Source organism: Chitinophaga polysaccharea (assembly GCF_007829335.1).
Taxonomy (GTDB): domain Bacteria; phylum Bacteroidota; class Bacteroidia; order Chitinophagales; family Chitinophagaceae; genus Chitinophaga; species Chitinophaga polysaccharea_B.
Genome location: NZ_VIWO01000003.1, coordinates 165,701 through 190,126, shown reverse-complemented (window position 1 = coordinate 190,126; position 24,426 = coordinate 165,701). Strand labels below are relative to the sequence as shown.

Sequence of the window (24,426 nt, the reverse complement as noted above, 5' to 3'; positions counted from 1 at the left end):
AAAGAGATGACCATGAAAAATTGCTTATATATATGCAGGATCTTAGTAGCGGGGGTATTGACACTGTCTGTTTCCTCCTGTAGTAAACATTTTCTTGACGAAGACCTTAAATCAGCCTATGCGCCGGATAATACGCTGGTAGATGAATTAGGCTTCGAAGCCGCCAGCACCGGGATGCTGAGCGTAATGCGTAATGATTACGGAGATACACAGGGCCTACTGGCTACCTTTTCCGTGGGTACGGATATGGCGATTACCGGTCAGCCGAATACCATACAGGCGCCGTACGAAAACTATCAGAACCTCAATTCTCAAACTGGTTCGCTGAGCAGCATCTGGAACTATGGTTATAAATTAATCAATACCGCCAATGTGATCATTACCGCCTCGGCCAACGCGAAGGCTACGCTCACACAGGCCCAGCGCGACTTATACAAAGCGGAAGCCTGTTTCTTTCGTGCATACGCCTATAACCATCTCTCTATCCTGTTTGGTGGCGTACCATTGATCACCACGCCGGTAACTGCGCCGCGCACCGACTTTACAAGGGCCACCGAAGCAGCGGTGATACAACAGATCATCGATGACCTCACCTTTGCTGAAGCACACCTGCCAGATCCGGCCAGTGTAAAAAGACAGGGACGTATCAATAAATTTGCGGCGGCACAGCTGTTGACCGAAGCGCTGCTGCGCGCCAACAAGCCCGCCGATGCGGAAGCGGCCGCCAAAAGGATTATCAACAGCAACTTCTTTAGTCTCATCAATGCCCGCTACGGCGTAAAAGCATCCCAGCCCGGCGATCCTTTTGCTGATATGTTTACCTACGGTAATATGCGCCGCAACCAGGGCAACACCGAAGCCATCTGGGTCATAGAGCAACAATACAACATTACCGGGGGCGCCTCTGCGTTTGACCAGCGCCGCCGCGAGTGGGGACCGTTTTATGTAAACGTGGCCGGCATGAAAGTATGCGATTCCCTCGGCGGACGTGGCATTGGCAGAATACGCCCTACCAACTGGTGGACGTATAACCTGTATGATAACGACGATATGCGCAACTCCCGCTTCAATATCCGCCGCCAGTACTATTACAACGATCCGGCCTCTCCTAAGTACGGCCAACCAGTGAATGTTACCGGCTTCGATACGATCCAGAATATCTACGCCCATACCACCAAATGGTATGAGTTTCAGCCACAGGAAATACAGGGCGCACAATCGTACAAAGACAGGATACAAATGCGTCTCGGGGAAACTTACCTGCTGCTGGCAGAAGCACAGTTCAAACAGGGACGCAATGCTGATGCTGCCGCCAGTATCAACGTGATCCGCAACCGCGCCCACGCTGCACCGGTACAACCCGGCGATGTAACGCTGGACTATATCCTCGATGAAAGAGCCCGGGAGCTCACCGCAGAAGAGCTGCGCCGCCTCACCCTCATCAGAACCAATACGCTGGTGGCCAGGGTACGCAAATACAATCCGAAAGTAGCGCCTACCATCAGCGATTTCAACATACACCTGCCTATCCCGCAATCGGAAATTGATGTGAATAAAGATGCCGTGCTTACACAAAATGATGGCTATGGTAAATAAACTGATCCTGATGCACAAAATATTGCGTGTTATAGCCGCCAGTGCCCTATTGCTATTACAACAGTACGGCCACGCACAAACGAATCAAAGCATAAAAGACACCCTCCCCCTGGAACATGGCGCCCACCGCATTGGCAACAGAACAGACGCCGACATGACCCGCTGGCGCTCACAGCGCCTGGGGCAATTCATTCACTGGGGACTATACGCCATTCCCGGTGGCGAATGGAAGGGGAAAACCTATAACGGCGCCGCCGAATGGATACGCTCCTGGAAAGAAATGCCACAACAGGAGTATGATAACCTGTACAAGCAATTTAACCCGGTAAACTACAGGCCGGAAGAATGGGCGCAACAAGCCAGCGATATGGGCGCCAAATACATGATCATCACCACCAAGCACCACGATGGATTTTGCCTGTGGCCCAGTAAATACAGCAAATATACCGTGGCTGCCTCTCCCTGGAAAAAAGATATTATTGGTCCCATGGTAGATGCCTACAATAAAAAAGGGATTGATGTATACCTGTACTTTTCCATCATCGACTGGAACCAGCCCGACTGGCGCGCTGCCTTAAAAACACCGGCAGATGCTGCTGCCTATCAACGGTTCAAAGTATTTGTAAAAAACCAGTTGACTGAATTATTACAGCGATACCCTACCGTAAAAGGTTTCTGGTTCGACGGTACCTGGGACGATTCCTGGAAAAATGATGGCGCCTTCTCCGATGAACTGGAGCAATACCTGCAGCGGCTGCATCCCGGCCTCATTATCGGCAGCCGTTTACGTGCCGATGAAAAAGGCGCCCGTCACTTCGACTCCAACAGCCGCCTGATGGGCGACTACGAACAGGGCTGGGAACGCAAGCTACCGGAAAAATCAGCCGATGTACATGGCAACGACTGGGAAGGCGTAATGACCATTCCGGAAAACCAATGGGGCTACAACGCAAAGTGGACGGGACATATTAAATCATCCAACGAACTCATTGAAATGCTGGTGAAATCTGCTTCGCTGGGCGGTAATTTCGTGATCAACTTCGGACCTAAAAGCGATGGCACCTTCCGTACAGAAGAAGTGCAACGCATGCAGGAAATAGGCCACTGGATGAAAATAAATAGCAGCGCCATTGATGGCGGTACAGATGCCGGCTTCGCAAAACAGGACTGGGGATATTACATCCGCAAATCCGGCACCGACAGCGTGTACATGGTGGTTTGTAATGTACCCGTGTCTGGCAACCTGCGGGTAAAGCTTCCTGCGCAAACCACGTTGGCAAATGTGACTTCCCTGGAAAAAAACATCATCAGCGGAACACCGGAACTGATTGGTAAAAACGAGTACTTTATTCACCTGGATCATAAAAGCCAGGATGCTCCCTTTGTAATCCTTTTGCAAACCAGCAAGGAGAACCGGGATAACAGCAGCTTTGAAAAAGCAAAAACCTGATACCATTTACAACAGCCGGGAGCTATCGCTCCCGGTTTAAAACTGTAGTCGCAAACTGCCAAACAATCCAAAATTGCCGGTATGCGATACATTTTTACTATTCGGATATAATCGCCACACGGCATCAACACGGAAAAATTTAAAGATATTATCTATCCCCGTACCTACTTCTGTATATACATTTCCTTTGAGAGAGCGCATACCATAGTCAGAAAACTCAATGTGATTAAAGCTCCGGTTGCTGGCCGACATACTGCCTACTACCGTCTTCACATTCCAGAACTGACGCACACCGGTTCTCCGCATAAAAGGCAACAGGTTTAACAATTTGCGGTCGAAATGATGTTCGATATTAATCCCTGCATATTGATCGCTGAAAAATTCGTACTTGTTCATCAGGCTAAACGACTGCTTATTGTAATAGTACGTCTCATTGCCGGGGTGCATCCGCAATAACATAAAAGGCAGCCGGTCGCCGAAAATTTTTCCGCCATACACCATATAGCTCAACTGTCCCCAGTTAGGCAATTGTACCTGTTGCATCAGGCTTACATTCACCTTCTGGTAGCTATACCGGCTGTCGAGAATGCCGGAAGGCGCCAGCGCATAATTCAGTTCCAGCACGGGTTGTTGTCCGCGTATCCTGCGTATCTTCCGGAAGGTGTGAATTTCCTTTTCTCCCGGTGCATAACGGAGATTGAGTTCCATCTCCATATTCACCAAATTATTTCTTTCTTCTCCCTGGCGCAGGAACATTTTATGGGACGGCAGTGGATCAAAAGTGGTGTAGGCACTATGTGACACCGCTCCCTGTATGGAAAAAGTGCCGGCAATTTTTTTCATGGCCAGCAGTTTAAATTCCCGCTGGCGTATAAACTTTTGTGGAATGCCATGCCGCCGTACGAGGGCGCCAAATATATTATCCAGGGACACTTCTTCCCCGTTAAATCCGCGTTGATTATTATCGAGATCGTCTTTATACCAGGAGGCAAAGCTCCATCCTGTTTTAGGCATTTCGTATGCTACCGCCATTTTGCCTTTCAGGGCTTTGTCTTTACTACCGTAGGCCAGATAGCCGAACAGGCGCAGGTTACGGCTAAATTCGGGCGTGGTGCCGAGGTCGAAACGTAACCGCATACCTTCAATGCGGTTACGGCTGATCCATTTATACCAGGGGCCTATTTCTACTTTCCCCAGCTTGATATGTCCGTCTACCAGGAAAGTAAAAGTATTGCTTAAACGGGTAAAGGCAGGCATCGATTTTAGTGTATCCACCAATGTGATGGCATGCAGTTCATTTTTGGTCAGGGCTTCGGGGCGGTGTTGGCTCATATATTCCTTACCTGCCGTTAGTGCCGTGTCGGCAATCAACACTTCCTCCGCTTTTTTATTGGCCATTACCTTACTGGCAATATCGGGCGCATTTACCCTGATTTGTTGATACTGCGTGGTTTTCCGGCCAATGAACGTAGTTTTTTCCCTGCCCAGCGGCGCCAGTTCCACGACAAATTTATCTTTCGTCACTACCCAATCTTTTTCATTCAGTTGAGCGAACTCCTGGATGATGTCGAGTCGTTTTACAAAGTTGATATCCACAGTACCCGACACCGACAAGCTGATTTTCAGTAATGCCCAGCTATGGCTGTTGACCCAGCAATCACCTGAGAAAAGGTTTTCTCCTTCCCGCTTCGGCGTAAAGGCAAGATGAAAATAAGACTGTCCATTCAGTTGTATGGTATCCAATCCTTTATAGTGATAGTAGCGGTCGCCGTTTTCGCTGACCGGGCTGATAAATTCCCGTTTAAATATCAGCATGTAGTTGTTGTAGGTATTAATTTTCTGGTTGATACCACCGAGGTATTCCATCACTGATTCATTTTTAATACCGCTGGTATGTAATGCTTTGATTTCTTCCCGAATCCGGGGAGGTGTGCCGGCCGCATAATAATCCGATACCGATTCGGTGAGAAATACCGGAAGGAAAGGCTTTTGCTCGGAAGTGCTATCCACACGATCCAGTACAAATGCAAAGGGTTGTAGCAATTTATTATTGGCCAGTCGTTTCCTGTTGAAGTTGGCCAGGTCGAGTTCCAGTTTATTATATAATTCGGCGTAGTAGTTACTATAGTGCCGGGGGCTATTTTCGGCTTTATGCGCCACTATTTGTCGCCACCAAACCAGGCCGCGGTCCAGCTTTGCTTTTACTTCCACGCCTTTGTTCATGTTAGCTTCCAACTGCAGGACCAGCTCCGTATTGTTGTACGGATGCTGCATAGTCAGGTATTTAACGGCATATCCTACATAGCGCACCACCAGCGTATCTGCCGGGCGGCTACTTGGTTTCAGCTTAAATATGCCGGCATTGTCTGTCATACAACCAAAGCCGGCAGCTTTCCAGTAAACAGTGGCGAAGGGCAGTGGTTCCTGCGTAAATTGATTCACCACTTTTCCGGTGATCCCGGGCGCAGTTTGTCCATATACTGCCCCCGAAATCAACCACAATAACAGGCACATTACGCCCTTTCGGGTACAGTTGTAGGTAAACGGCATCAAGTCCAATAATTTCCTTAAAAAAGAAACAACACAATCGTTTATATGACGTGTAAGATGTCACTTCCCCCCCATACCTTTTAACTTTTTCCTATCTTCGAAAGAAAAAAGGTTATGATAGCATTCTTAGGCATGGGCCTTCTTGGGTCAAATTTCGTAAGGGCGTTGATTAATAAGGGGAACAGTGTGCAGGTATGGAATCGTACCACCTCCAAAGCCACTGCACTGGAGGCTTATGGCGCCAAAGCATTTGCCGATGTAACGGCTGCTGTTAAAGGCGCCAGCCGCGTACATATTACATTAAAAGATGATCATACGGTAGATGAGGTACTGGCGGCGGCCGCTCCGGGGCTTCAACCCGGCGCCGTGATCATAGATCATACTACCACCTCTGCTGATGGGGCCGTGCAGAGAACAAAAGATTGGAAAGCCCGTGGCTTTACCTATCTCCATGCACCGGTATTCATGGGTCCGCAGAATGCCCTGGAAAGTACCGGGTACATGCTCGTTTCCGGCGATCAGGAAGTGATTGCCACCTATACGCCTGTACTCGCAGAAATGACAGGACAAGTAATCAATTTTGGCGATACAGCAGGAAAGGCAGCGGGTATGAAACTGATCGGCAACAGTTTCCTTGTCAGCCTAACCGCCGGCCTGGCAGATACGCTGTCGCTCGCCAAAGCGCTGAACATTCCTATTAGTGATGTGACTGGCCTCTTCGGCGAATGGAATCCCGGCAACGGCCTGGCTGCCCGGATAAAACGTATGGCTTCCGGTTCCTACGACAGCCCTTCCTGGGAGCTGAATATGGCGCGGAAAGATACCCAGCTGTTTATTGACGCCGCTGCCAAAGCGGACGTTCCCCTCGCCATACTGCCGGCCATTGCCAAAGAAATGGACCAATGGATTGCCAAAGGCCATGGGCAGGATGATTGGACAGTAATTGGAAAGAACAGTATTTAGAAAAGATAAAAAAGGAAGCGCCTCCGGTGTTGTAAATACCGGAGGCGCTTCCTTTTTATTGTTATACAGTGCTCAGTTATTTTTATTCACTTTACTTTTTCGCGTTCTTGTTATAGGGGAAGGATCAACCAATGGAAAGATTACTTTACCTAAAACATCTTTCTTCCCTCTTTCATGCAAGAGCCCCCTTAAGGAATCATAAGCAATCCCAATCAGGTAGCTTTCCAAAGCACTATCTATCACTGAACCTTTCTTTTCTTTTTTTGAACTGTTATTCCAGACAATGTCCTTAAAGCCTGGAAATACAAAATATATGGGGAAGTAATCTTAGCGCAGTGGTAGGGTTGTCAGCATGAAGTGGAGACACTTCATGCTGACTTCAGATCATATAACTAGCACGACTATACGTCACACTTTAATCTTCCTGTAATACTACATTATAGGTAGATGGAATATAAGTAGTAGCCTTGGGTGTAGTAATCACCTGGATATTCATACTGCCAGGAGGCGGTGGCATCAACTTATAGTGAATAATAGCGTCAGTTCCGGAAAACACGATACTGTTCACCAACAGGTCATAACCACCGGTAGGTTTTTCTCCAGCTGAAAGCACCACACTTTTCACTTTTTCATTTACCGGTTTGGTGGTGTAGGTAACTACTTCTTTACCGGCATTATCATTTTCAGCGACGCCGTGGTGTGACTTTACAAAATCAGCGGCGGCTTTCACCATCTTACCTGCTTCTGCTTTGGTGATATAAGCTTTGGGCCGGAAGCTGCCATTTTCCAGCGTTACCACTTTGTACTTGCTGAGCGATTGTACGGCCGACAACCCGCCATCGGTAAAAGATTTTTCATCTTTGATGATCACCCAGTTCATGGTTTCCGGGTATGGGCCGGTAGACTTTATCGCTTCAAACAGGGCCAGGGCAAATTGTTCGCGGGTAGCCGGCGACTCGGGATTCAGCGAGCGGCCCGACTCTATACCATTGTTGGCCGCAATAATCAGCGATGATGCATAAGACGCTTTGTTATTCGCCTTCGCGAAGTAATCGGTGGCCTTGGGCTCCTTGATAAAGCGGATATTATCGATGTTTAATCCCAGTCCTTTTACAATAAGATCGATACCACTGCCAAAGGAAATACGTGACTGGGGTTTAGGGGCTACTGCTTCTACCACCGCTTTGTCTTTACTGAAAAGCGCATCAGGGTGTATTGTCAGCAAAAATGCCGGAATTGCTACTGCCATATATAGCTTCATAAATAGGTGTTTTTCGTTATGCAAAAGTAGGAATTTGTGGCTATTCAACTTTCAATCCCGGCACTTTCCTGATACATTTTAGCGAAACAATGAGCAGATCCGGCTAACTACCGGCTGTTTTTACTCCTAACTTGCCTGTCTAATCAGCGCTGAACAGCAAGCATGAAGAAACGTATTGCTATTTTTTCCACGTTATGGCTTGGTCTTTTATGGGGTAATCCCGTAAGCAGCCAACAGGCCACGAATTACATTTTTAACCGGGCCCCTTTATACCAGAAACCTTTTACCGAATTGCCCATTGGGGCGATTGCTCCCAAAGGATGGTTACGGCATATGCTGATACAGCAAAAAAATGGCGCCACCGGGCAGCTGGATAAACTGTATCCCCTGGTGATGAACCAGCGCAATGGCTGGCTGGGGGGCGATGGCGATCAATGGGAACGAGGCCCTTACTGGCTCGATGGATTACTGCCATTGGCCTATATTCTGCACGATACGGCGCTTATTGCCAAAGTAAAACCCTGGGTGGAATGGTCTATCCAAAGTCAACAGGCCGACGGCTATTTTGGCCCGGCGAAAGACTATCCCTATGAACCCGGCATACAACGGGATAATAGCCGCGACTGGTGGCCTAAAATGGTGATGCTGAAAGTGCTGAAACAATACTACCAGGCTACCGCCGATCCCCGCATCATCACCCTGCTAACCCGTTATTTCCGTTACCAGCTCAAAGAACTACCACAGCACCCACTTGACCACTGGACGTTCTGGGCGCGCTATCGCGCCGGCGACAACCTGATGGTGGTGTACTGGTTATACAATATCACCGGGGAGGCCTTCCTGCTCGACCTGGCGGAACTAATTCATAAACAAACATTCGACTACACGCAAGCATTCTTACATACCAATCTCTTATCTACCACCGGTAGCATACACGGAGTAAACCTGGCCCAGGGCATGAAAGAGCCCTTGATCTACTACCAGCAACACCCCGACAACCAATACCGGGAAGCTATCCGCAAAGGTTTCGACGACCTCCAACGCTTCAATGGCATGGCCCACGGCCTCTATGGCGGAGATGAAGCCCTGCACGGCAATAATCCCACCCAGGGATCAGAGCTATGCACGGCTGTGGAAATGATGTTTACCCTGGAAAGTATCCTGGAGGTTAGCGGGGAAGTAAGGTATGCCGACCAGCTGGAGAAAATTGCGTTCAATGCATTACCTGCCCAGGTAACGGGCGACTTTATGCAGCGGCAATATTTCCAGCAGGCCAACCAGGTAATGGCCACCCGCCATATCCGTAATTTCGATGTAAACCATAGTGGCACCGACGTGTGCTATGGCCTTTTATCAGGGTACCCCTGCTGTACGTCCAACATGCACCAGGGCTGGCCTAAATTGGTGCAACATCTCTGGTATGCCAGCGCCGACAGCGGCGTGGCCGCCATGATCTATGCTCCCAGCGAAGTAAACGTAAGCGTGGGGCCACAACGTATACCCATTACCATTACCGAAACCACACAATATCCCTTTGAGGAAACGGTTACCTTTACCATACAAACCCGTAAAAAAGTACGCTTCCCGCTTCACCTGCGCATTCCTGTCTGGTGCAAAAAAGGAACAATTACCATCAACGGGAAAACCTGGCAGGAGGCAGCCGGCAACCAGGTAGTACCCATATCACGGGAATGGACCTCCGGAGATGTGGTAACCCTGGAACTGCCTATGACCATACAACAACCCTCCTGGTTCGAAAATTCGGTATCGGTGGAACGCGGCCCGGTTACCTATGCGCTGAAGATCGGAGAAGCGGTAAACACGGTTAAAAACACCAGGGATCCGCTGGAATACGGCGATACTTACCAGGAAGTACGGCCCACTACCCCCTGGAACTATGCCCTGATAGCCATGCCCGCTGATCAACTGGCAGCGCACTATAAGGTAGTTAAAACCGGGACACTGGCCGACTATCCCTGGAACCAGGCCAACGCTCCTGTCTCTATTACCACCAAAGCCAAACGTATTCCGTCGTGGCAGTTATATAACGACATGACCGGTCCCCTTCCCTATAGCATTACCTATGGTATGGAAATGGGAGCAGAAGAAGAAATTACATTGATACCTTATGGCTGTACGCAATTGCGCATTGCCCAGTTCCCGGTAGTGGAGAGATGAGAAATCTTTACTTTTTAAATTTATTTATTTTTAGGAACCAGCTTCGCCTGCCAGTTTGTTTTCAGGTTTAATTCCACCTCATGCTTGGTTTCTGACAATACAAAAAGGCTACGGATCTTATAGATATTATCGAGCCGCGATAATTTCGTGAGGTTAAACACTTCATAGGCTTCCATATCTGCTACCAGCACTTTCAGCAGGTAATCGAACTGCCCGTTCATCTTGTAGCATTCCATCACCTCGGGGAAAGAATTGATCTTTTGCTCGAACGACAACAGGCGGTCATGACCATGCTCCTTCAGCGTTACGCTGGTATAAGCCACCAGGTTCTTACCCAGCTTATGTTTATTCAGTACGGCAATATACCGCAGGATATAGCCTTCTGCTTCCAGCCGTTTTACTCTTTCAAATATAGAAGTAACAGACTTACCTAACCGGGAAGCAATCTCTTTATTGGTTGTCCTGGCGTCTTCCTGCAATATGTCCATTATACACATATCAATCTGGTCAGGTATGAAAGTCATGGGCGTATTTTTATCAAAAATAGGAATATGGCCACTGATTCAGAAAAAAAGTCTGTTATAAGCATTCTTTTTAGTTTTCTTTTCGCTTTTGTCTGAATCCTTATCGTAGCACCGCTACATGGTCTAATTTGCTGGTAACAAAAACACAACCACGTTCGGAAGACTTAAGTTATCCTTCCATATTTTTTATTCACTAAACTCATTTTTACATGAGAGAAAGTATTGTACTGCCGCTTGAAGCGGTGGGCATGGACGCTATTGCCCTGGTAGGAGGCAAATCGGCCTCGTTGGGCGAAATGATTGCTAACCTCTCTAAAGCCGGCGTAGCGGTGCCTTCCGGGTTTGCCATCACCACCAACGCTTACTACGAATTCATGAAACAAAGCGGGCTGGAACAGTTTATTGCCGAACAGGTAGCCTCTGTTGATTTCAGTGACATCGTTACCCTCCGCCGGGCCGGGCAGAAAATCAGGCAAGCCATCAGCAGTACTCGGTTTCCCCATGAACTCAGCCAGGAAATTATTGCCGCTTACTACGCCCTGTCGCAGCAATACGGACAAGATCAGACCGACGTAGCCGTAAGATCTTCTGCCACCGCAGAAGACCTCCCAGATGCATCTTTTGCAGGCCAACAGGAAACTTTCCTCAACGTAAGAGGCCCCGCAGCACTGATCGATGCGGTAAGAAACTGTTTTGCATCCCTGTTCACCGACCGTGCCATCAGCTATCGCCGCAACTTCGGATACGACGATTTCAGCATAGGCTTATCAGTATGCGTACAGAAAATGGTACGCGCCGACCTGGGCGCCTCCGGAGTAGCCTTTTCTCTCGATACAGAATCCGGGTTTAAAGATGTAGTGGTGATCAACGGCTCCTGGGGACTGGGAGAAATGGTGGTGCAGGGCGCCGTATCGCCCGATGAATTCATGGTATTCAAACCTTGTATGCAGGAAGGATACACCCCCATTATTGAGAAAAAAATGGGCGTGAAGGATAAGAAAATGGTGTACGGCGAAAGCAGCGATCAACGTACCCGGATTATCCCGGTAGAGAAAAAACAGCAACACCATTTCTGCCTGAATGATCAGCAAATCATGCAGCTCGCCACATGGGTGTGTTGTATTGAAGACTACTACTCTGAAAAGAAAGGACGCTGGTGTCCTATGGATATAGAATGGGCGGTAGATGGACTTACCAATGAGCTGTATATTGTACAGGCCCGTCCGGAAACCATCCACTCCCGGAAAGATCATAACCAGGTATCTTCTTTTGCCATTCACCACAATGGTACCATGCCTAAAGTATTGCTGAAAGGCATCGCCGTAGGCGATAAAATAGCCGCCGGCAAAGTAAATATTCTCTTTTCCCTCGACAACCGTTTAATCACAGGCAGTGAATTTAAACCCGGCGACATCCTGGTCACCGACATGACAGATCCCGACTGGGAGCCCATCATGAAAATGGCTTCCGCTATCGTTACCAACAAGGGCGGGCGTACCTGCCATGCTGCTATCGTAGCCCGTGAAATGGGCATACCTGCCATCGTTGGCTGCGGCGATGCCACAGAAAGACTCAATGCAGGCCAGGAAATCACCGTCAGCTGTGCAGAGGGCAGCGATGGGATTGTATATGAAGATATACTCCCCTTCCGGGAAAATCACCTGGACCTGTCTACCCTCCCGGCTATACGCACACCGCTGATGCTGAACGTAGGCTCTCCCGGCATGGCTTTCTCCTTTACCAACCTGCCCAACAAAGGCGTGGGACTGGCCCGGGAAGAATTTATTATCAACAACTACATCAAAGTGCATCCGTTGGCATTACTCAAACACAAAGAGCTCAATGACCCGGAACTGTCGGCACAGATTGCACAGCTGATGCAGGGATACGACAATGAAGCCGACTTCTTCGTGAGCAAACTGGCTTACGGCATTGGAAAAATTGCTGCCGCCTTTTATCCTGAAAAAGTAATCGTTCGTTTCTCTGACTTCAAAAGCAACGAGTATTTCAATCTCTTAGGGGGTAAATACTTCGAGCCGATAGAAGAAAATCCCATGATTGGCTGGAGAGGCGCCTCCCGCTATTATTCCCCCCAATACAAGCCTGCTTTTGAACTGGAATGCAAAGCCATTCAAAAAGTAAGGCAAACCATGGGGCTTAAAAATGTAGTGGTAATGATTCCGTTCTGCCGGACTATAGAAGAACTGCAGGCGGTGCTGGCCACCATGGAATCGTTCGGACTACGCCGTGGCGAACACGGTCTTGAGGTATACCTGATGGCAGAATTGCCTTCCAATATTATGATGGCGGAAGAATTTGCCGCCCTCATAGACGGCTTCTCGATAGGATCTAATGATCTGACACAGCTCACACTTGGTCTCGACAGGGATTCCTCCCTTGTGGCCAATATTTATAACGAGCGGAATCCGGCGGTGCTACGCATGATCACTCACCTGATACAGGTAGCCAAACGCATGAAGGTAAAAGTAGGTATCTGCGGACAAGGGCCTTCCGATTTCCCGGATTTTACCAAATTCCTGGTATCACAGGGAATTGATAGTATTTCAGTTACGCCAGATGCAGTCATAAAAACAGTGATGGCGATTCACGAGGCGGAAAAATAATACACCAAAACAATCGCGCTGATGCAATGCAGCCCAATTAACGAGGACCGGTATCAATATACCGGTCCTTTTTCCTATCAACGATTATCATTTCATCTGTTCCTACTATCACAAAATCCTTGCTTTATACCACAAAAGTAAAGAGGAATGAATGCCTGTATATAAGCAGCAATATTCATTTACATAGGTAACACTACCTATATGGCAACATTACCCAGGTAAATAAACACTATTACCTATGCGCCTTACCCCATGCTATCCCTAGTTTTGTGTACGTTAATATTTTCCTTACACACAACAACAGGATATGAAAAAATTACTCATCATAGTCATGGTGCTGCCGCTGGCTGCCTGGCTGATGTCATTCAAAATCATGGGCAATAGCCTTGTGGAAGAAATAGGCCTTACCGATAAGATGGCACAAAAATATATCTGGGATAACTTTACACAGGGATATTTCAGCATCCCAGCCTTTAAAGCGCTTGCTAAAGTAGCGGTGAGCGACCGGGCCGGTAAAGTAAAAGCCTATTGCGAATACCTGAAAACGTACGTTAATTCGCCCACATTTAAAGAGCAATATGAAAAAGACCGGCAGGGGAAAAAGCCTATTACAGCCCCTGATCCGAGCCTCCTGGCCTCGCGGCAGGAAATGAAAAAAACATATGTAGAAATGGTAGAAACGCTGAAAGAATCAATGAAAGAAACGTCTGGTGAAGTAAGAGAAGGTTATAAGAAAACAATCAGCGATTACCAGGCGGTGATAGCCGACCTCGATGATCCCAACCCGGAGCTGACCAAATGGCAAAAAGAATACCCTGCTTCTCCCAACATCAAAATAAAAGCAGGACTGATGAAGTTATTGAACGAGATGAAGGAAGTAGACTTCGGCGCCGCGCTTAAAGATGGCGCACGTAACAAGAAAGTATTTGTAAACCCCGAATACGAAAAGAAGCCTTACATCTGGAAAATGTGCTACCGTGCCGGCCCCGAGGCTACGCACACTGTACAGCAATTTTTTTTTCAGTGGAGCCAGGAACTGAATTAATGCCTACCGCGGCATATTGATCACTTCCAGGAATTGTTTCACATAGGCGTCACCGATAGGAATGCTGTGCGAGCCGGTAAAAATACGTTGCCTTTCTATGCTGTCTATTTTATCCAGTGAGATAATATACGACTTATGTACCCTGAAAAACCGGAACGGCGCCAGGATTTCTTCGAAACTGCGCAGATTCTGCAAGGTGAGTATTTTCTGGCGACTGGTTTGTATCGCCACATAGTTACGAAGCGCTTCTACGAAAAGAATATCTTTCAGGTCCACACGCACAATACGCTTATCGGTGCGTACAAAAATATAGTCAGTGCCGGCGGGCTGAGATATGGCGGGTGTACTTTTTGCCAGCACCCGCTGTACTGCCCGCGCAAAGCGGTCGAACGACACCGGTTTCAGGAGGTAGTCTACCGCCTCCCGGTCAAATCCCTCCACGGCATACTCATCATAAGCCGATACAATCACGATCTGCAAGCCCGGTGGCGCCAGCTGCATCAATTCTATCCCGCTGAGTTCCTGCATCTGGATATCCAGGAATACCAAGTCTACTTTCTCCTGCTTCAGAAACTGCAATGCTTCCAGCGGATGGTGAAAGGTTTTCAACAGTTGAAGGTCCGGCGTTTTATTGATAAACGACACCAGTACCTGCGCTGCCAACGGTTCATCATCTACCACTATACACTTTAAAGCCATGTCATTACCAGTTAATCACTAAGTTACTATAATATTCATTGCCTGAATCCCGGATCTCCAGCTGGTGACGTCCGGGGTAAATCAGCTGCAACCGTTTCCTCACATTATCCAACCCGATACCACCGGTTTTATCCCGCTGATGCCCCGAAATATGGTTGTGCACCCGGAATACCAATTGCTCCTCGCTACACTCCAGCGTAATGGTAACGGGCATTTCCGGCCGGTTACTCACCCCGTGTTTAAAAGCATTTTCTACAAAGGGCACCAGCAATAAAGGCGCTATCTGCCTATCCGGCCATTGGCCCGGGATATTAAATACTACCCCGGCTTCACAACCGGTACGGATACGCTGCAATGCTACAAAATCTTCCAGGTAACGGATTTCAGCGGCTACCGGCCCCCGGTAGTCGATATCGGAAGGTTGATCCACCATGTACGACAGGAGATCTGTCAGCGTTTTATTGGCCCTTACCACTTCCGGCGAACCCATCAGCGCCAGGGAGTAAATGCTGTTTAAACTGTTGATCAGGAAATGCGAGTTTAACTGCATCTTCAGAAATCCCGATTCTGCCTGTAATTGCTGCTTTTGCAAAATAGCCCTGCGCTTGTCTTCTGCCAGCCACCATATAAAAAACCGATAGGAAAAAGCAGCTAATACTACCAGTATCCCGCTCCATAAACTGCTGATAGCGTACTCCGCCAGCGTAACGTATATATCTACCCGTTGCCTGTTTTCAATACGATACCCGCGGTATAGTACATCTTTCGAAAAACAGCCAGCAGCAATGGTATATTTCATAATAATGAACCCGGCAAACACCGGCAGCAACTTCCCGATAAAGGATTTCCAGTTCCTGTTTTGCAGGAACGGGGTAACCATCCACTGCAGGTAAATATAAAACTGGGCGAAGTTGATCAAGCCAAATACACCATTGTTGATGTTGATATTGCGCATACTTTCTGCTGTATAATTTCTCAACAGCAAAAAGCTACCTACATACATTAATAGTATCCAGACCAACAGCAGGAGCAAAAATTCACGGATATGTATACGCGTTTTATACATGGTCAGGGAACAGCGGAATATGTTGATGATTTTTTTTCTGATGGGGTGTTTCGAGCGACAACGTTACCACTTCTTCACTGCAAGTCAATGCGATAGTGATAGTACCGGTTACCTGCTGCCACTGCTGCAAACTGGCTTCTACGCATTGCTGTAGCCACAGCCCTTCAATTGTCCCCTGTGGTATTCCACCCGTCGTATGCAGTGCTATAGATTGTTGAGGATGTAGTAAATTACGCAGCGCTATATAGCGTTCAAAGTGAGCTAATTCCTTTTTAAAAGGAACCCTCTCCTTTTCCAGGGCTTTATCATACAACATGTATCGCAACAGGTCTGACAGGAGCAACACCGCTTTGGTACCTTCCTCTTCCCGTTTTTGTTCGTCTTCCAGCACGGGCGTGAGCAATTGCAAATGATGCAACAACTGCCTGGACCCTTCCTGCATACGGTCGTACCGGGAGCGGGCCTGTGCCGCCGCTGTAGCCAGTATCCTGTCTTCCGGCTCGGTATTGCGCCATTGCAGGAAAAGCCGGTAGCCATAAGCCAGCAACGCTACTCCCAGCCCGGTTCTGATGGTGACCGGCAGGTATTCCCGGAAAGACATATAGATTTTAGGAACGCCGGTTAATGCGAACATCCGTTGCAATACCTGGTCGGGGAACAGGTAATACCCCACGAGGAATTTAATAACCGAAAACAACAATATTACCAACAGTGTACCTGCCGCCGCTTTGGCATACTGACGCCGCTTTACCGGCAATGGTAACCAGGCAAACACCAACACGTAAAAAAGGTGAAAATTGATAAACCCATAGGCAATATCATGTACCAGCACCCATTTCAGTCCCACGGCGGAAGGCCAGTTGACCCGCAACTGCGGAAACGCATACAGTCCCAGCAACGCCATCCAGATGGCGAGATGTATCAAATAACGATATGATGATTTCAATAATATCATTGTTAACCGCGCTGAAGATACTATATGCCGCAAAGGTTTCGCTATAAAAACCCGCTTATTTTTTTCGTCCTTCCCATTGGCGGGTTCATACTTTTAAAAAGGCAGGTCATACACAAGTTTATGCCGCCTGTGTCGGGCGTCCACAGCTAACGGGCCTGAAATGCGTTCATCCTTTCAAAAAGGGAGAACGTACATAAACGTACCCGGTATGTCCATTATTTGCGGCGGGATATACCCGGTGCTGTATTTTGCTGCTACGTTCGTAATAAACTTAAATCACTACCAATAATGAAGAAAGCAGTTCTTGCCTTATCTATGCCACTGGCCATGCTGGCCATACCTGCCGCCCTGCTGGCGCAGCAAAACAATGTGGTAAAATCCATTACCGTTCGCGGTAAAGTAGAGTTTACTGATCCCAAAGTTGAAGTAAATAAAGTTTGGTTGTCCAAAGATAACTTTGGCGGTAAGCCACAATTGGTGGACTCCTGCGTACTGGGAAAAGATAATACCTTCACTTTTAAAATTAAACAGGATCACCAGGGTGTTTACAACATAGACGCATTGCATTGGGATCATGCTACCTTCTGGAGCGATGCCGATGTGAACGTAGCAATGAGGGGATATGATACGGCTTTCTATAAGGTAAAAGTTCCCCACTACAACTATGTAGATGGATCTTATGATAACAACTATATCAACCTGTCGGTGTTAAACAACGAGTTGAACTACCGACGCCTGATAGACGAATATAACATGGAGTATTTTGCCCAAAAAGCGGCCGATAAAGACACTACCTGGATCGGCTATATGAAAAATCATATAAAGTATAACCCCATGCGTGAAGATTACAATATCCGACAGGATATACTCAATCGCGCTTATGCCGACAGACCCGTAATGGTATATGGTTTACGTGGAATGGCCCGAACCGAATCCAGCGACCAATACGACAAAGCGATGGCTGCCCTGGAAAAACTGATTACCCGCTATCCGTGGTTGACAGAGGCCAAACAGTTAAAGCAAACCATTCTTACCAACCGTGCACAGGCCATGAAGCTGAAAACCGGCCAACCGATGCCATCTGTGAAATACCCTGATGCCAACGGTTCACTAGCCGGACTCGAAAAATACAAAGGTAAATACCTGCTGGTAGACTTCTGGGCCAGCTGGTGCGGTCCTTGTCGCCAGGCTATTCCAAAAGTGAAAGAACTATACGAAGCCTATCGCGCTAAAGGCTTCGATGTGGTAAGCATCTCTATAGATACTGATAAAAACGCCTGGAGAAAAGCCATGAAAGAAGAAGAAATGCCCTGGGAACAATTGCTAAGCGATAATAAAGATAAAACGATGGAGCAATTCCAGTTTTCCGGTATCCCTACTTTATACCTGGTAGATACAGAAGGTAAAATCATGGAACGTTTCACCGGCTTCGGTCCTGATACCGAAACTAAAATCAAAGATGCAATGGCCCGTGGCACCAAAGCGAACGCCCCTAAAGCTGCCGCTGCCATGCCCATGAGCAGTTTCTAACCCAGCAAAAACCAACCAATTATATAAAGGGACGTCTCAAAAATAAATGAGACGTCCTTTTTACGCTTTAAGTAAACCCCAACTGATTTGGGCTGCCAACAGGTCATGCAATTTAGGAAAATACTCACCTGGCAAGGATTCTCCGTTTTAAAAATATTTTCCTGTTCCAACTACGTAGTTTGTTCTTCGCAAACGTATTACTCTATCAGCTGTACATATTGTGAAACAGTGATGAATGAATGATTGATCATGTTTATCAAATAAACTGTCAATCGGAAAACCGACGCACAGCCCTGCCAGGGCTGTTCCCGATAGCCTGTTACCATACTTCCGTCTTTCGATTTTAATGACACGTGCCAGGGCGGCATTGAAGATGCGCCGCTATTACTATGAGAACATCAACCGGGATCATTTTTTAAAACCCTTATAATTCCACTATGAACATGAAAAAGATTTGCTACACATTACTATTTACTTTTTCTTTCCTGGCGGTCTTGCAGGGCGTACGTGCGCAAACGTACACCTGGAACCAGGTCCGGATAGGCGGGTCCGGTGCGCTACCCTCTTTTGTACCGCACCCAAAAGTACCCGACCTCTATTTCATCACTACCGATGTAGGCACTCCTTACCGGTGGAATAAGAACCTCCAAAGATGGGAGGATTTAATGTTGTTTAAAAAGATGCCTATTAACTACTGGGGCTGGGAATTTAGCCAGCGTTGCGGCAGTATCGGCGTAGATCACAATGATTCTACCGGTAATATCCTGTATGCTACCGTAGAACATATAGCCGGTTCCGGCCCCGGCAAAGGCACCAGTGCAGGCACTATTATGAAGAGTACCGACCGGGGCGATTCATGGACGGATTTGCATGTCCCCATTTGGGTAAGTCCCAATAACACGCAGGCTTACGGGGACCGTATACAGGTAGATCCTGCCAACAGTAACCGGGTATGGGTAGTAACCGACCAGACCGGCGCCTGGAAATCGGAAGATGCCGGCGCCAGCTGGTCGCAGGTAAGTTCCGTTACAACGGCGGGCTACTGCTCGTTCCTGCTTTACGATAAAAGTGCCGGCACCATTGCCCTCAATGGCGTAAATGTGGGTAAGCGGATTTATATTGGTCGCGCCAATGGCGTATACGTATCAAACGATGGCGGTGGTTCGTTCAACCTGATGAGCAATAGTCCCCTGTATCCCATCCGGGCCACGATTCATGCCGATGGAACCCTGTATGTGTCAGCCGGGGCCGAAGATCTGCCAAAGGGCGTTTTCAAGTATAAGAACGGCACCTGGCAAGACATTTCACCTGTAACTTTAGTTCCCGATCCGGTTAAAAACGACAGGTTCTTCTCCAAAGTGGCCGTAAGTCCTGCCAATTCAGATTATATTATTGTAAGCACCCGTGGCTCCTGGCAAAAAGATCCTTATTATATTTCAAAGAACGGTGGCGCCCCGGGCTCTTATAGCCCGGGGGTCATCACCCGTGATAATTCAGAAGCGCCACATTCGGCAAATGATGGTTTACCTTATAATGACCCCGGACATAATGCGCTCGCATTTACCTGGGATCCTTTTTATCCCAACAGGGTATGGATCAACGACCTGCTGGATATACTTTCTACCGATAACATCTCCGATGCCGTTAATAACTGGAAGATCCGTGTAGTAGGATTGGAAGAAATCATGGTAACAGGTCCTATGCTGTGCCCTCCCAGCGGCAAGAACGTACTGCTTACCACTACAGCGGATGTGGGTGGCGGTCATCACCGTTCCCTGACGGAGCCGTTATACCAGGGTGCTGTTTCCAATACCGTGCTGCACAACAACGTCTTTAGCGCATTCAATATGAATGGTGTGGCTTTCCAATATACCGATCCCAATTTTATCGTGCGTGCAGGCTCTGATGGCGCCGGTACCTCCAACATCAGCGATTCGCGCGCAGGTTATTCCACCGATGGCGGCGATACCTATACCCTCTTCCCAAAGTCGCCGGGTTTACGCGGACGTATAGCTGTATCGGCAGATCGCCGGAACATTGTCTGGCTCACACAAATGGATGGCAACAACCTGGGCAACGTTTACTGGTCGTCCGATCTGGGTACCAGCTGGACTAAATCCACGGGCCTTTCTTCCGGGATCTTACCCGCAGGCGGTCAATGGATGGTATATCCCGGGGAAAACCACCTGGCATCGGATAAAGTAAACGGCAACTATTTCTATGTCTGGGATCGCGGTTCCTTTTTTGTTAGCTCCGATGGCGGAAAATCATTCGCGCAAACAGCTGCCGCCGGGCTTACTGCCAATGGTGGCAATAACTCAAATGGCTCCGCTTATGCCACTACTTCCAACGTGGAAACAACACCGGGGAAAACAGGGGATGTATGGATTTGCTATCACAATGAATCCTATCCTCAAAACAGCGCGCTTTATCATACCACAGACACAGGTAAAACATTCGTGAAGGTAGGCGGCGACAGTATTAAGCCTAAATGGGTGGCAGTGACCATGTCCGACACTACCCCTAATGCACACCTGACTTTGTTTGTCACCAGTCAGGCCATTCCTATCAATGGTATTTACTACGGCGCCTTCCGCTCAGATGATACAGGCCGCACCTGGACCACCATCCTGGACCGCTTACCAGGCGTGGCGCCAAGCATTGCTGCCGATAACAAAGGTAGAATGATCATTTCTGCTCATGGAAATGGTATCTACTTCGGTGCACCGATAGGAGGCCCTGTACAGTCGGTCGAAATCGTCAATCCTTCCTCAGATACCATTGTAAAAGGATACTCCATCAAACTGAATGCGAAACTGACACCTACCTATCCTACTAATCCATCCGTCGCATGGAATTCCTCCGATACATCGATAGCAAAGGTAGATCCCTTCGGAAACGTAAAGGCCATCAATGCAGGCACCGTCACGATCACGCTCACCTCAGTCGATGGCGGGAAGACAAATACACGACAACTGGTCGTCATTCCGCCTACCATATCCACTGGAGTTACGATAGACAGTATCGTATACGGTACCATAAATACGCCTAAACAGATCACCGCGGCCGTTATACCTGCCAATACTACCAATAAAACCCTGAATTGGTCGATAACGGATAGCACGATTGCCAGGGTAGATGCCAGCGGCGTAGTAACCGGTTTTAAGATGGGTACTACCACCCTTACTATTACTGCGGCAGATGGCGGTTTCACTAAAACCGTACAACTGGTGGTAAATACCACCGTGATGGCAATCAATGCAGGAACTACGGGTAACCCCGCAACTCCCTATCAGAATACCAATGTAGGTCAATATATACCTGAAGGCATAGCGGGTACAGATAAATTATGGCATGCAGGATATACCGGCAATGTCAAAATCACCGCAACGGTAGATCTGACCCAGGTAACTTCGCCTGCTCCCCGCCAGGTATATGAATACATGCGCATCTCCAGGTATAATCAAACACCGATGCGTTATTATTTCCGCAACCTGATTCCCAATGCCAACTATTCCCTGCGACTGCATTTCATTGAGCCCAGCGATGTGGATAAAGCCAACCGGTTATTTAGCGTAAAAACAGGTGGCGATAGTCTCATTAACTTCAACCCTTACCAGGCGGCAGGTAATAAGCTGAATACCGTGGTTACACGCACCCTGGAAGCCAAATCAGATAACCAGGGTTTAATAGCCGTGTTCTTTTATCCCAATGGCGTTATCAATGGCCCATATACCGCTTCTATAGCCGCCCTCGAGGCAAATATTATCCCGCTGCAGGGAATTACTATCTATTCAGATAGCAGCAATTTGTATGTGAGCTATAAAGACACGCTGAAATTCACGGTAACACCGGCCAATGCCACTAACCGGAACCTGGTATACAAATCCTCCAACGACTCTATTGCTACCGTGGACCTGAATGGAATCGTAACAGGGAAAAGAGCCGGCACGACTACCATCACGGCTACATCCGTAGAAAGTGGTTTCACTGCTACCAAAACGTACAACGTTATCTATATACCAGTTGCCACGTTAACGTTAGACAGCACTTCCGCCAGTGTATTTGTAGGATCATCCCTGCAACTGAATGCGACCATCTCCCCTGCCAGAGCCAGCAATAAAGACGTGATATGGACCTCTTCAGATACCACCCTGGCTACCGTTAGCGCCACCGGTCTTATCAGCGGCATCAAACAGGGCGATGTGATCATCAAAGCTACATCAGCAGATAACCCGGCTATTGCGGCGCAAGCCAATGTACACGTAGCCAATGTACTGGCCACCAGTTTAACGTTCCAACCATCTCCTGTTGTCATTGGGGAAAGAGATACGATACGGGTAAGCGTTTCCTTTATGCCCGCTAATACGTCCATCAAAAAAGTAACCTGGAGCTGCTCCAATACAGCGTTAGCTACCGTCGACAGCGCCGGGTTAATCACGGCCATTAAACAGGGTACACTTACTATTACCGCTAATACGGTCGACAGCTCCGGCGTTTCAGCTACATTACCGGTAACGGTAGTACCGTATGATTCGTGTGGAGGTATCCCCAACTATGGCTTTGAAAGTGGTATGGTTAGCTGGCTCACCTATAAAGATACCACGCTCACGCCAGGTGCTGTATACGCCGTTAGCGGGAAAGGCCACTCCGGCGACAAGGCAGCTACCCTGGGTTACACCACCGCAAAAACCGCTTTGAACATGCAAGGCGCCATACCGGTGAGGGGCGGTAGCATCATCGTATTTACCCAATGGATTAAAGTAGAAAAAGATGCCATGGGCTATCCGTGGTGGGCTGGATATGGCGTTGGTTTCATCGATAGTACCGGTGCAGCAACGGGCAATGCGTCCTATTCAAAAAACGTGTACAACGTACCCGCCTATCTCGACAACTGGGCCCAGATAAGAGATACCATCAATGTGCCCGACAGCGCCACCGGGCTTACCTACTGGATCGCTAAAACAGGAACCGGCACTGTGTGGGTGGATGACTATTGTATAGAAGTTTTAAAGACAAATAAATCGGCTGTTTATGGTATCAATGCCGGTACCACCAACACGCCTGCCGGCCCGTATGCCAATACCACCTTTGCACAGTATATTCCCGAGGGTCCTACGGGTACTGATAAGCTGTGGCATGCCGGTTATACCTGGGTGCAAAAAGTGGATGGCCCGGTGGACGTATCTCAGGTAGTTGATCCTGCCCCACCACAGGTATACGAGTATATGCGCGTATTCAAAGACAATGTGACCCAGATGCGCTATTACCTGCGCGGCCTTACGCCTAATGCCGTTTATGCCATCCGGTTACACTTCGTGGAGCCGCAGGATGCACAGAAAAACAACAGGATATTCAGCGTAAAAGCCACCAATGGCCTCGACAGCCTGACGAACTTCAATGTATACCAGGCGGCAGGCAATAAGCTGAACACTGTTGTTATCAAAACCATCCGGGCAAGAGCTAACAGCACAGGTTTGATACAGGTATTCTTCTATCCTAAAACAGGGCAGTATGATCCCTACAGCGGCTCCATTGCGGCGATCGAAGTGCGGAACACCTCTCCGGGAGATACCCTGCAAAGTCTGAACGAAAGCCCCGGCATGATGGTAGTGGGCGACAACAAATTAAATACGCACCCTAGACTGGATTTTACTACCAGCATATATCCGAATCCTTCAGGTGGTGCATTTAATGTAAGAATGACTTCTTCTTCGAATGCCCCGGCATTGCTGATGATTGTTAACAACGCTGGCAACACCGTTTATTCTACCAGGATAAATGCCGGCGCCTACTATCAGTTTGGCCAAAACCTGACACCGGGTATCTATTATATCCATATCAGGCAGGATACACAAAGCAAGACGATCAAAGTAATAAAACAATAATTATCCCTACATCAAAGAAGAGGGTGTCTCCTGTTTATGCAAACATTGGGAGGTGCCCTCTCCTTCTGATATTCACTTAATATTCCATTCATATAAG

General features: G+C 48.0%; 14 protein-coding genes. 8 read left to right on the top strand and 6 right to left on the bottom strand.

Annotated elements, in window-relative coordinates:
- Positions 1-12 precede the first annotated feature (12 nt).
- Entirely contained in the window at positions 13-1,596 is a 1,584-nt protein-coding gene (locus FHW36_RS12440) for a RagB/SusD family nutrient uptake outer membrane protein (RefSeq protein WP_145668631.1), read from the top strand.
- Positions 1,586-3,046, top strand: a complete 1,461-nt coding sequence (locus tag FHW36_RS12435) for an alpha-L-fucosidase (protein ID WP_145668622.1) — start codon at positions 1,586-1,588, stop codon at positions 3,044-3,046. The genes FHW36_RS12440 and FHW36_RS12435 overlap by 11 nt, the downstream gene beginning before the upstream one ends.
- 36 nt (positions 3,047-3,082) lie before the next feature.
- On the opposite strand, the gene FHW36_RS12430 is transcribed toward FHW36_RS12435, so the two are convergent.
- Complete coding sequence (locus FHW36_RS12430; RefSeq protein WP_145668612.1) at positions 3,083-5,596, bottom strand: DUF5686 and carboxypeptidase-like regulatory domain-containing protein; 2,514 nt, start codon at positions 5,594-5,596, stop codon at positions 3,083-3,085.
- Between the two features lie 114 nt (positions 5,597-5,710).
- Between FHW36_RS12430 and FHW36_RS12425 the strand changes: the two genes are divergently transcribed.
- Positions 5,711-6,559, top strand: coding sequence for an NAD(P)-dependent oxidoreductase (locus FHW36_RS12425; RefSeq protein WP_145668610.1), 849 nt, complete (start codon positions 5,711-5,713; stop codon positions 6,557-6,559).
- Between the two features lie 415 nt (positions 6,560-6,974).
- Here the strand turns inward: FHW36_RS12425 and FHW36_RS12420 are convergent, their stop codons facing one another.
- The gene (locus FHW36_RS12420) at positions 6,975-7,820 is read right to left on the bottom strand and encodes a protease complex subunit PrcB family protein (protein WP_145668608.1); all 846 of its coding nucleotides are present in this window, start codon (positions 7,818-7,820) and stop codon (positions 6,975-6,977) included.
- Positions 7,821-7,982: 162 nt separating this feature from the next.
- Here FHW36_RS12420 and FHW36_RS12415 point away from each other — a divergent pair, with 162 nt between their 5' ends.
- Positions 7,983-9,998, top strand: a complete 2,016-nt coding sequence (locus FHW36_RS12415) for a beta-L-arabinofuranosidase domain-containing protein (RefSeq protein ID WP_145668605.1) — start codon at positions 7,983-7,985, stop codon at positions 9,996-9,998.
- 20 nt (positions 9,999-10,018) lie between these two features.
- On the opposite strand, the gene FHW36_RS12410 is transcribed toward FHW36_RS12415, so the two are convergent.
- Positions 10,019-10,522 carry an Lrp/AsnC family transcriptional regulator gene (locus FHW36_RS12410; protein WP_145668603.1) on the bottom strand — a complete coding sequence of 168 codons (504 nt, stop codon included), beginning with the start codon at positions 10,520-10,522 and terminating at the stop codon, positions 10,019-10,021.
- A 209-nt stretch (positions 10,523-10,731) separates the two neighbouring features.
- Between FHW36_RS12410 and ppsA the strand changes: the two genes are divergently transcribed.
- Together ppsA and FHW36_RS12400 are read left to right on the top strand one after the other, a co-directional pair.
- A complete protein-coding gene (gene ppsA / locus FHW36_RS12405) occupies positions 10,732-13,146 on the top strand; it encodes a phosphoenolpyruvate synthase (RefSeq protein ID WP_145668598.1) in 2,415 nt (804 codons plus the stop codon).
- A gap of 307 nt (positions 13,147-13,453) precedes the next feature.
- The gene (locus tag FHW36_RS12400; RefSeq protein ID WP_145668590.1) at positions 13,454-14,191 is read left to right on the top strand and encodes a hypothetical protein; all 738 of its coding nucleotides are present in this window, start codon (positions 13,454-13,456) and stop codon (positions 14,189-14,191) included.
- 3 nt (positions 14,192-14,194) lie between these two features.
- Here the strand turns inward: FHW36_RS12400 and FHW36_RS12395 are convergent, their stop codons facing one another.
- The 3 genes from FHW36_RS12395 to FHW36_RS12385 form a co-directional block, all read right to left on the bottom strand.
- Positions 14,195-14,890, bottom strand: coding sequence for a LytR/AlgR family response regulator transcription factor (locus tag FHW36_RS12395; RefSeq protein ID WP_145668582.1), 696 nt, complete (start codon positions 14,888-14,890; stop codon positions 14,195-14,197).
- A 4-nt stretch (positions 14,891-14,894) separates the two neighbouring features.
- Positions 14,895-15,845 (bottom strand): sensor histidine kinase, encoded by a 951-nt coding sequence (locus FHW36_RS12390; RefSeq protein WP_186452408.1) that lies wholly within the window; start codon positions 15,843-15,845, stop codon positions 14,895-14,897.
- A gap of 103 nt (positions 15,846-15,948) precedes the next feature.
- Positions 15,949-16,902 carry a histidine kinase gene (locus FHW36_RS12385; protein ID WP_186452407.1) on the bottom strand — a complete coding sequence of 318 codons (954 nt, stop codon included), beginning with the start codon at positions 16,900-16,902 and terminating at the stop codon, positions 15,949-15,951.
- Between the two features lie 297 nt (positions 16,903-17,199).
- Here FHW36_RS12385 and FHW36_RS12380 point away from each other — a divergent pair, with 297 nt between their 5' ends.
- Both FHW36_RS12380 and FHW36_RS12375 read left to right on the top strand, forming a co-directional pair.
- A complete protein-coding gene (locus FHW36_RS12380; protein WP_145668569.1) occupies positions 17,200-18,441 on the top strand; it encodes a TlpA family protein disulfide reductase in 1,242 nt (413 codons plus the stop codon).
- A gap of 443 nt (positions 18,442-18,884) precedes the next feature.
- Positions 18,885-24,329, top strand: a complete 5,445-nt coding sequence (locus FHW36_RS12375; protein ID WP_186452406.1) for an Ig-like domain-containing protein — start codon at positions 18,885-18,887, stop codon at positions 24,327-24,329.
- The last annotated feature ends 97 nt before the right edge of the window (positions 24,330-24,426 follow it).

Excerpts from the sequence above, each read along its gene's own strand:
- FHW36_RS12400 (WP_145668590.1), top strand. The coding sequence starts at position 13,454 with ATGAAAAAATTACTCATCATAGTCATGGTGCTGCCGCTGGCTGCCTGG.
- FHW36_RS12425 (WP_145668610.1), top strand. The coding sequence starts at position 5,711 with ATGATAGCATTCTTAGGCATGGGCCTTCTTGGGTCAAATTTCGTAAGG.
- FHW36_RS12395 (WP_145668582.1), bottom strand. The coding sequence starts at position 14,890 with ATGGCTTTAAAGTGTATAGTGGTAGATGATGAACCGTTGGCAGCGCAG.
- FHW36_RS12415 (WP_145668605.1), top strand. The coding sequence starts at position 7,983 with ATGAAGAAACGTATTGCTATTTTTTCCACGTTATGGCTTGGTCTTTTA.
- FHW36_RS12390 (WP_186452408.1), bottom strand. The coding sequence starts at position 15,845 with ATGCGCAATATCAACATCAACAATGGTGTATTTGGCTTGATCAACTTC.
- FHW36_RS12380 (WP_145668569.1), top strand. The coding sequence starts at position 17,200 with ATGAAGAAAGCAGTTCTTGCCTTATCTATGCCACTGGCCATGCTGGCC.
- FHW36_RS12430 (WP_145668612.1), bottom strand. The coding sequence starts at position 5,596 with ATGCCGTTTACCTACAACTGTACCCGAAAGGGCGTAATGTGCCTGTTA.
- FHW36_RS12435 (WP_145668622.1), top strand. The coding sequence starts at position 1,586 with ATGGTAAATAAACTGATCCTGATGCACAAAATATTGCGTGTTATAGCC.
- FHW36_RS12420 (WP_145668608.1), bottom strand. The coding sequence starts at position 7,820 with ATGAAGCTATATATGGCAGTAGCAATTCCGGCATTTTTGCTGACAATA.
- FHW36_RS12440 (WP_145668631.1), top strand. The coding sequence starts at position 13 with ATGAAAAATTGCTTATATATATGCAGGATCTTAGTAGCGGGGGTATTG.
- FHW36_RS12375 (WP_186452406.1), top strand. The coding sequence starts at position 18,885 with ATGAAAAAGATTTGCTACACATTACTATTTACTTTTTCTTTCCTGGCG.
- ppsA (WP_145668598.1), top strand. The coding sequence starts at position 10,732 with ATGAGAGAAAGTATTGTACTGCCGCTTGAAGCGGTGGGCATGGACGCT.
- FHW36_RS12410 (WP_145668603.1), bottom strand. The coding sequence starts at position 10,522 with ATGACTTTCATACCTGACCAGATTGATATGTGTATAATGGACATATTG.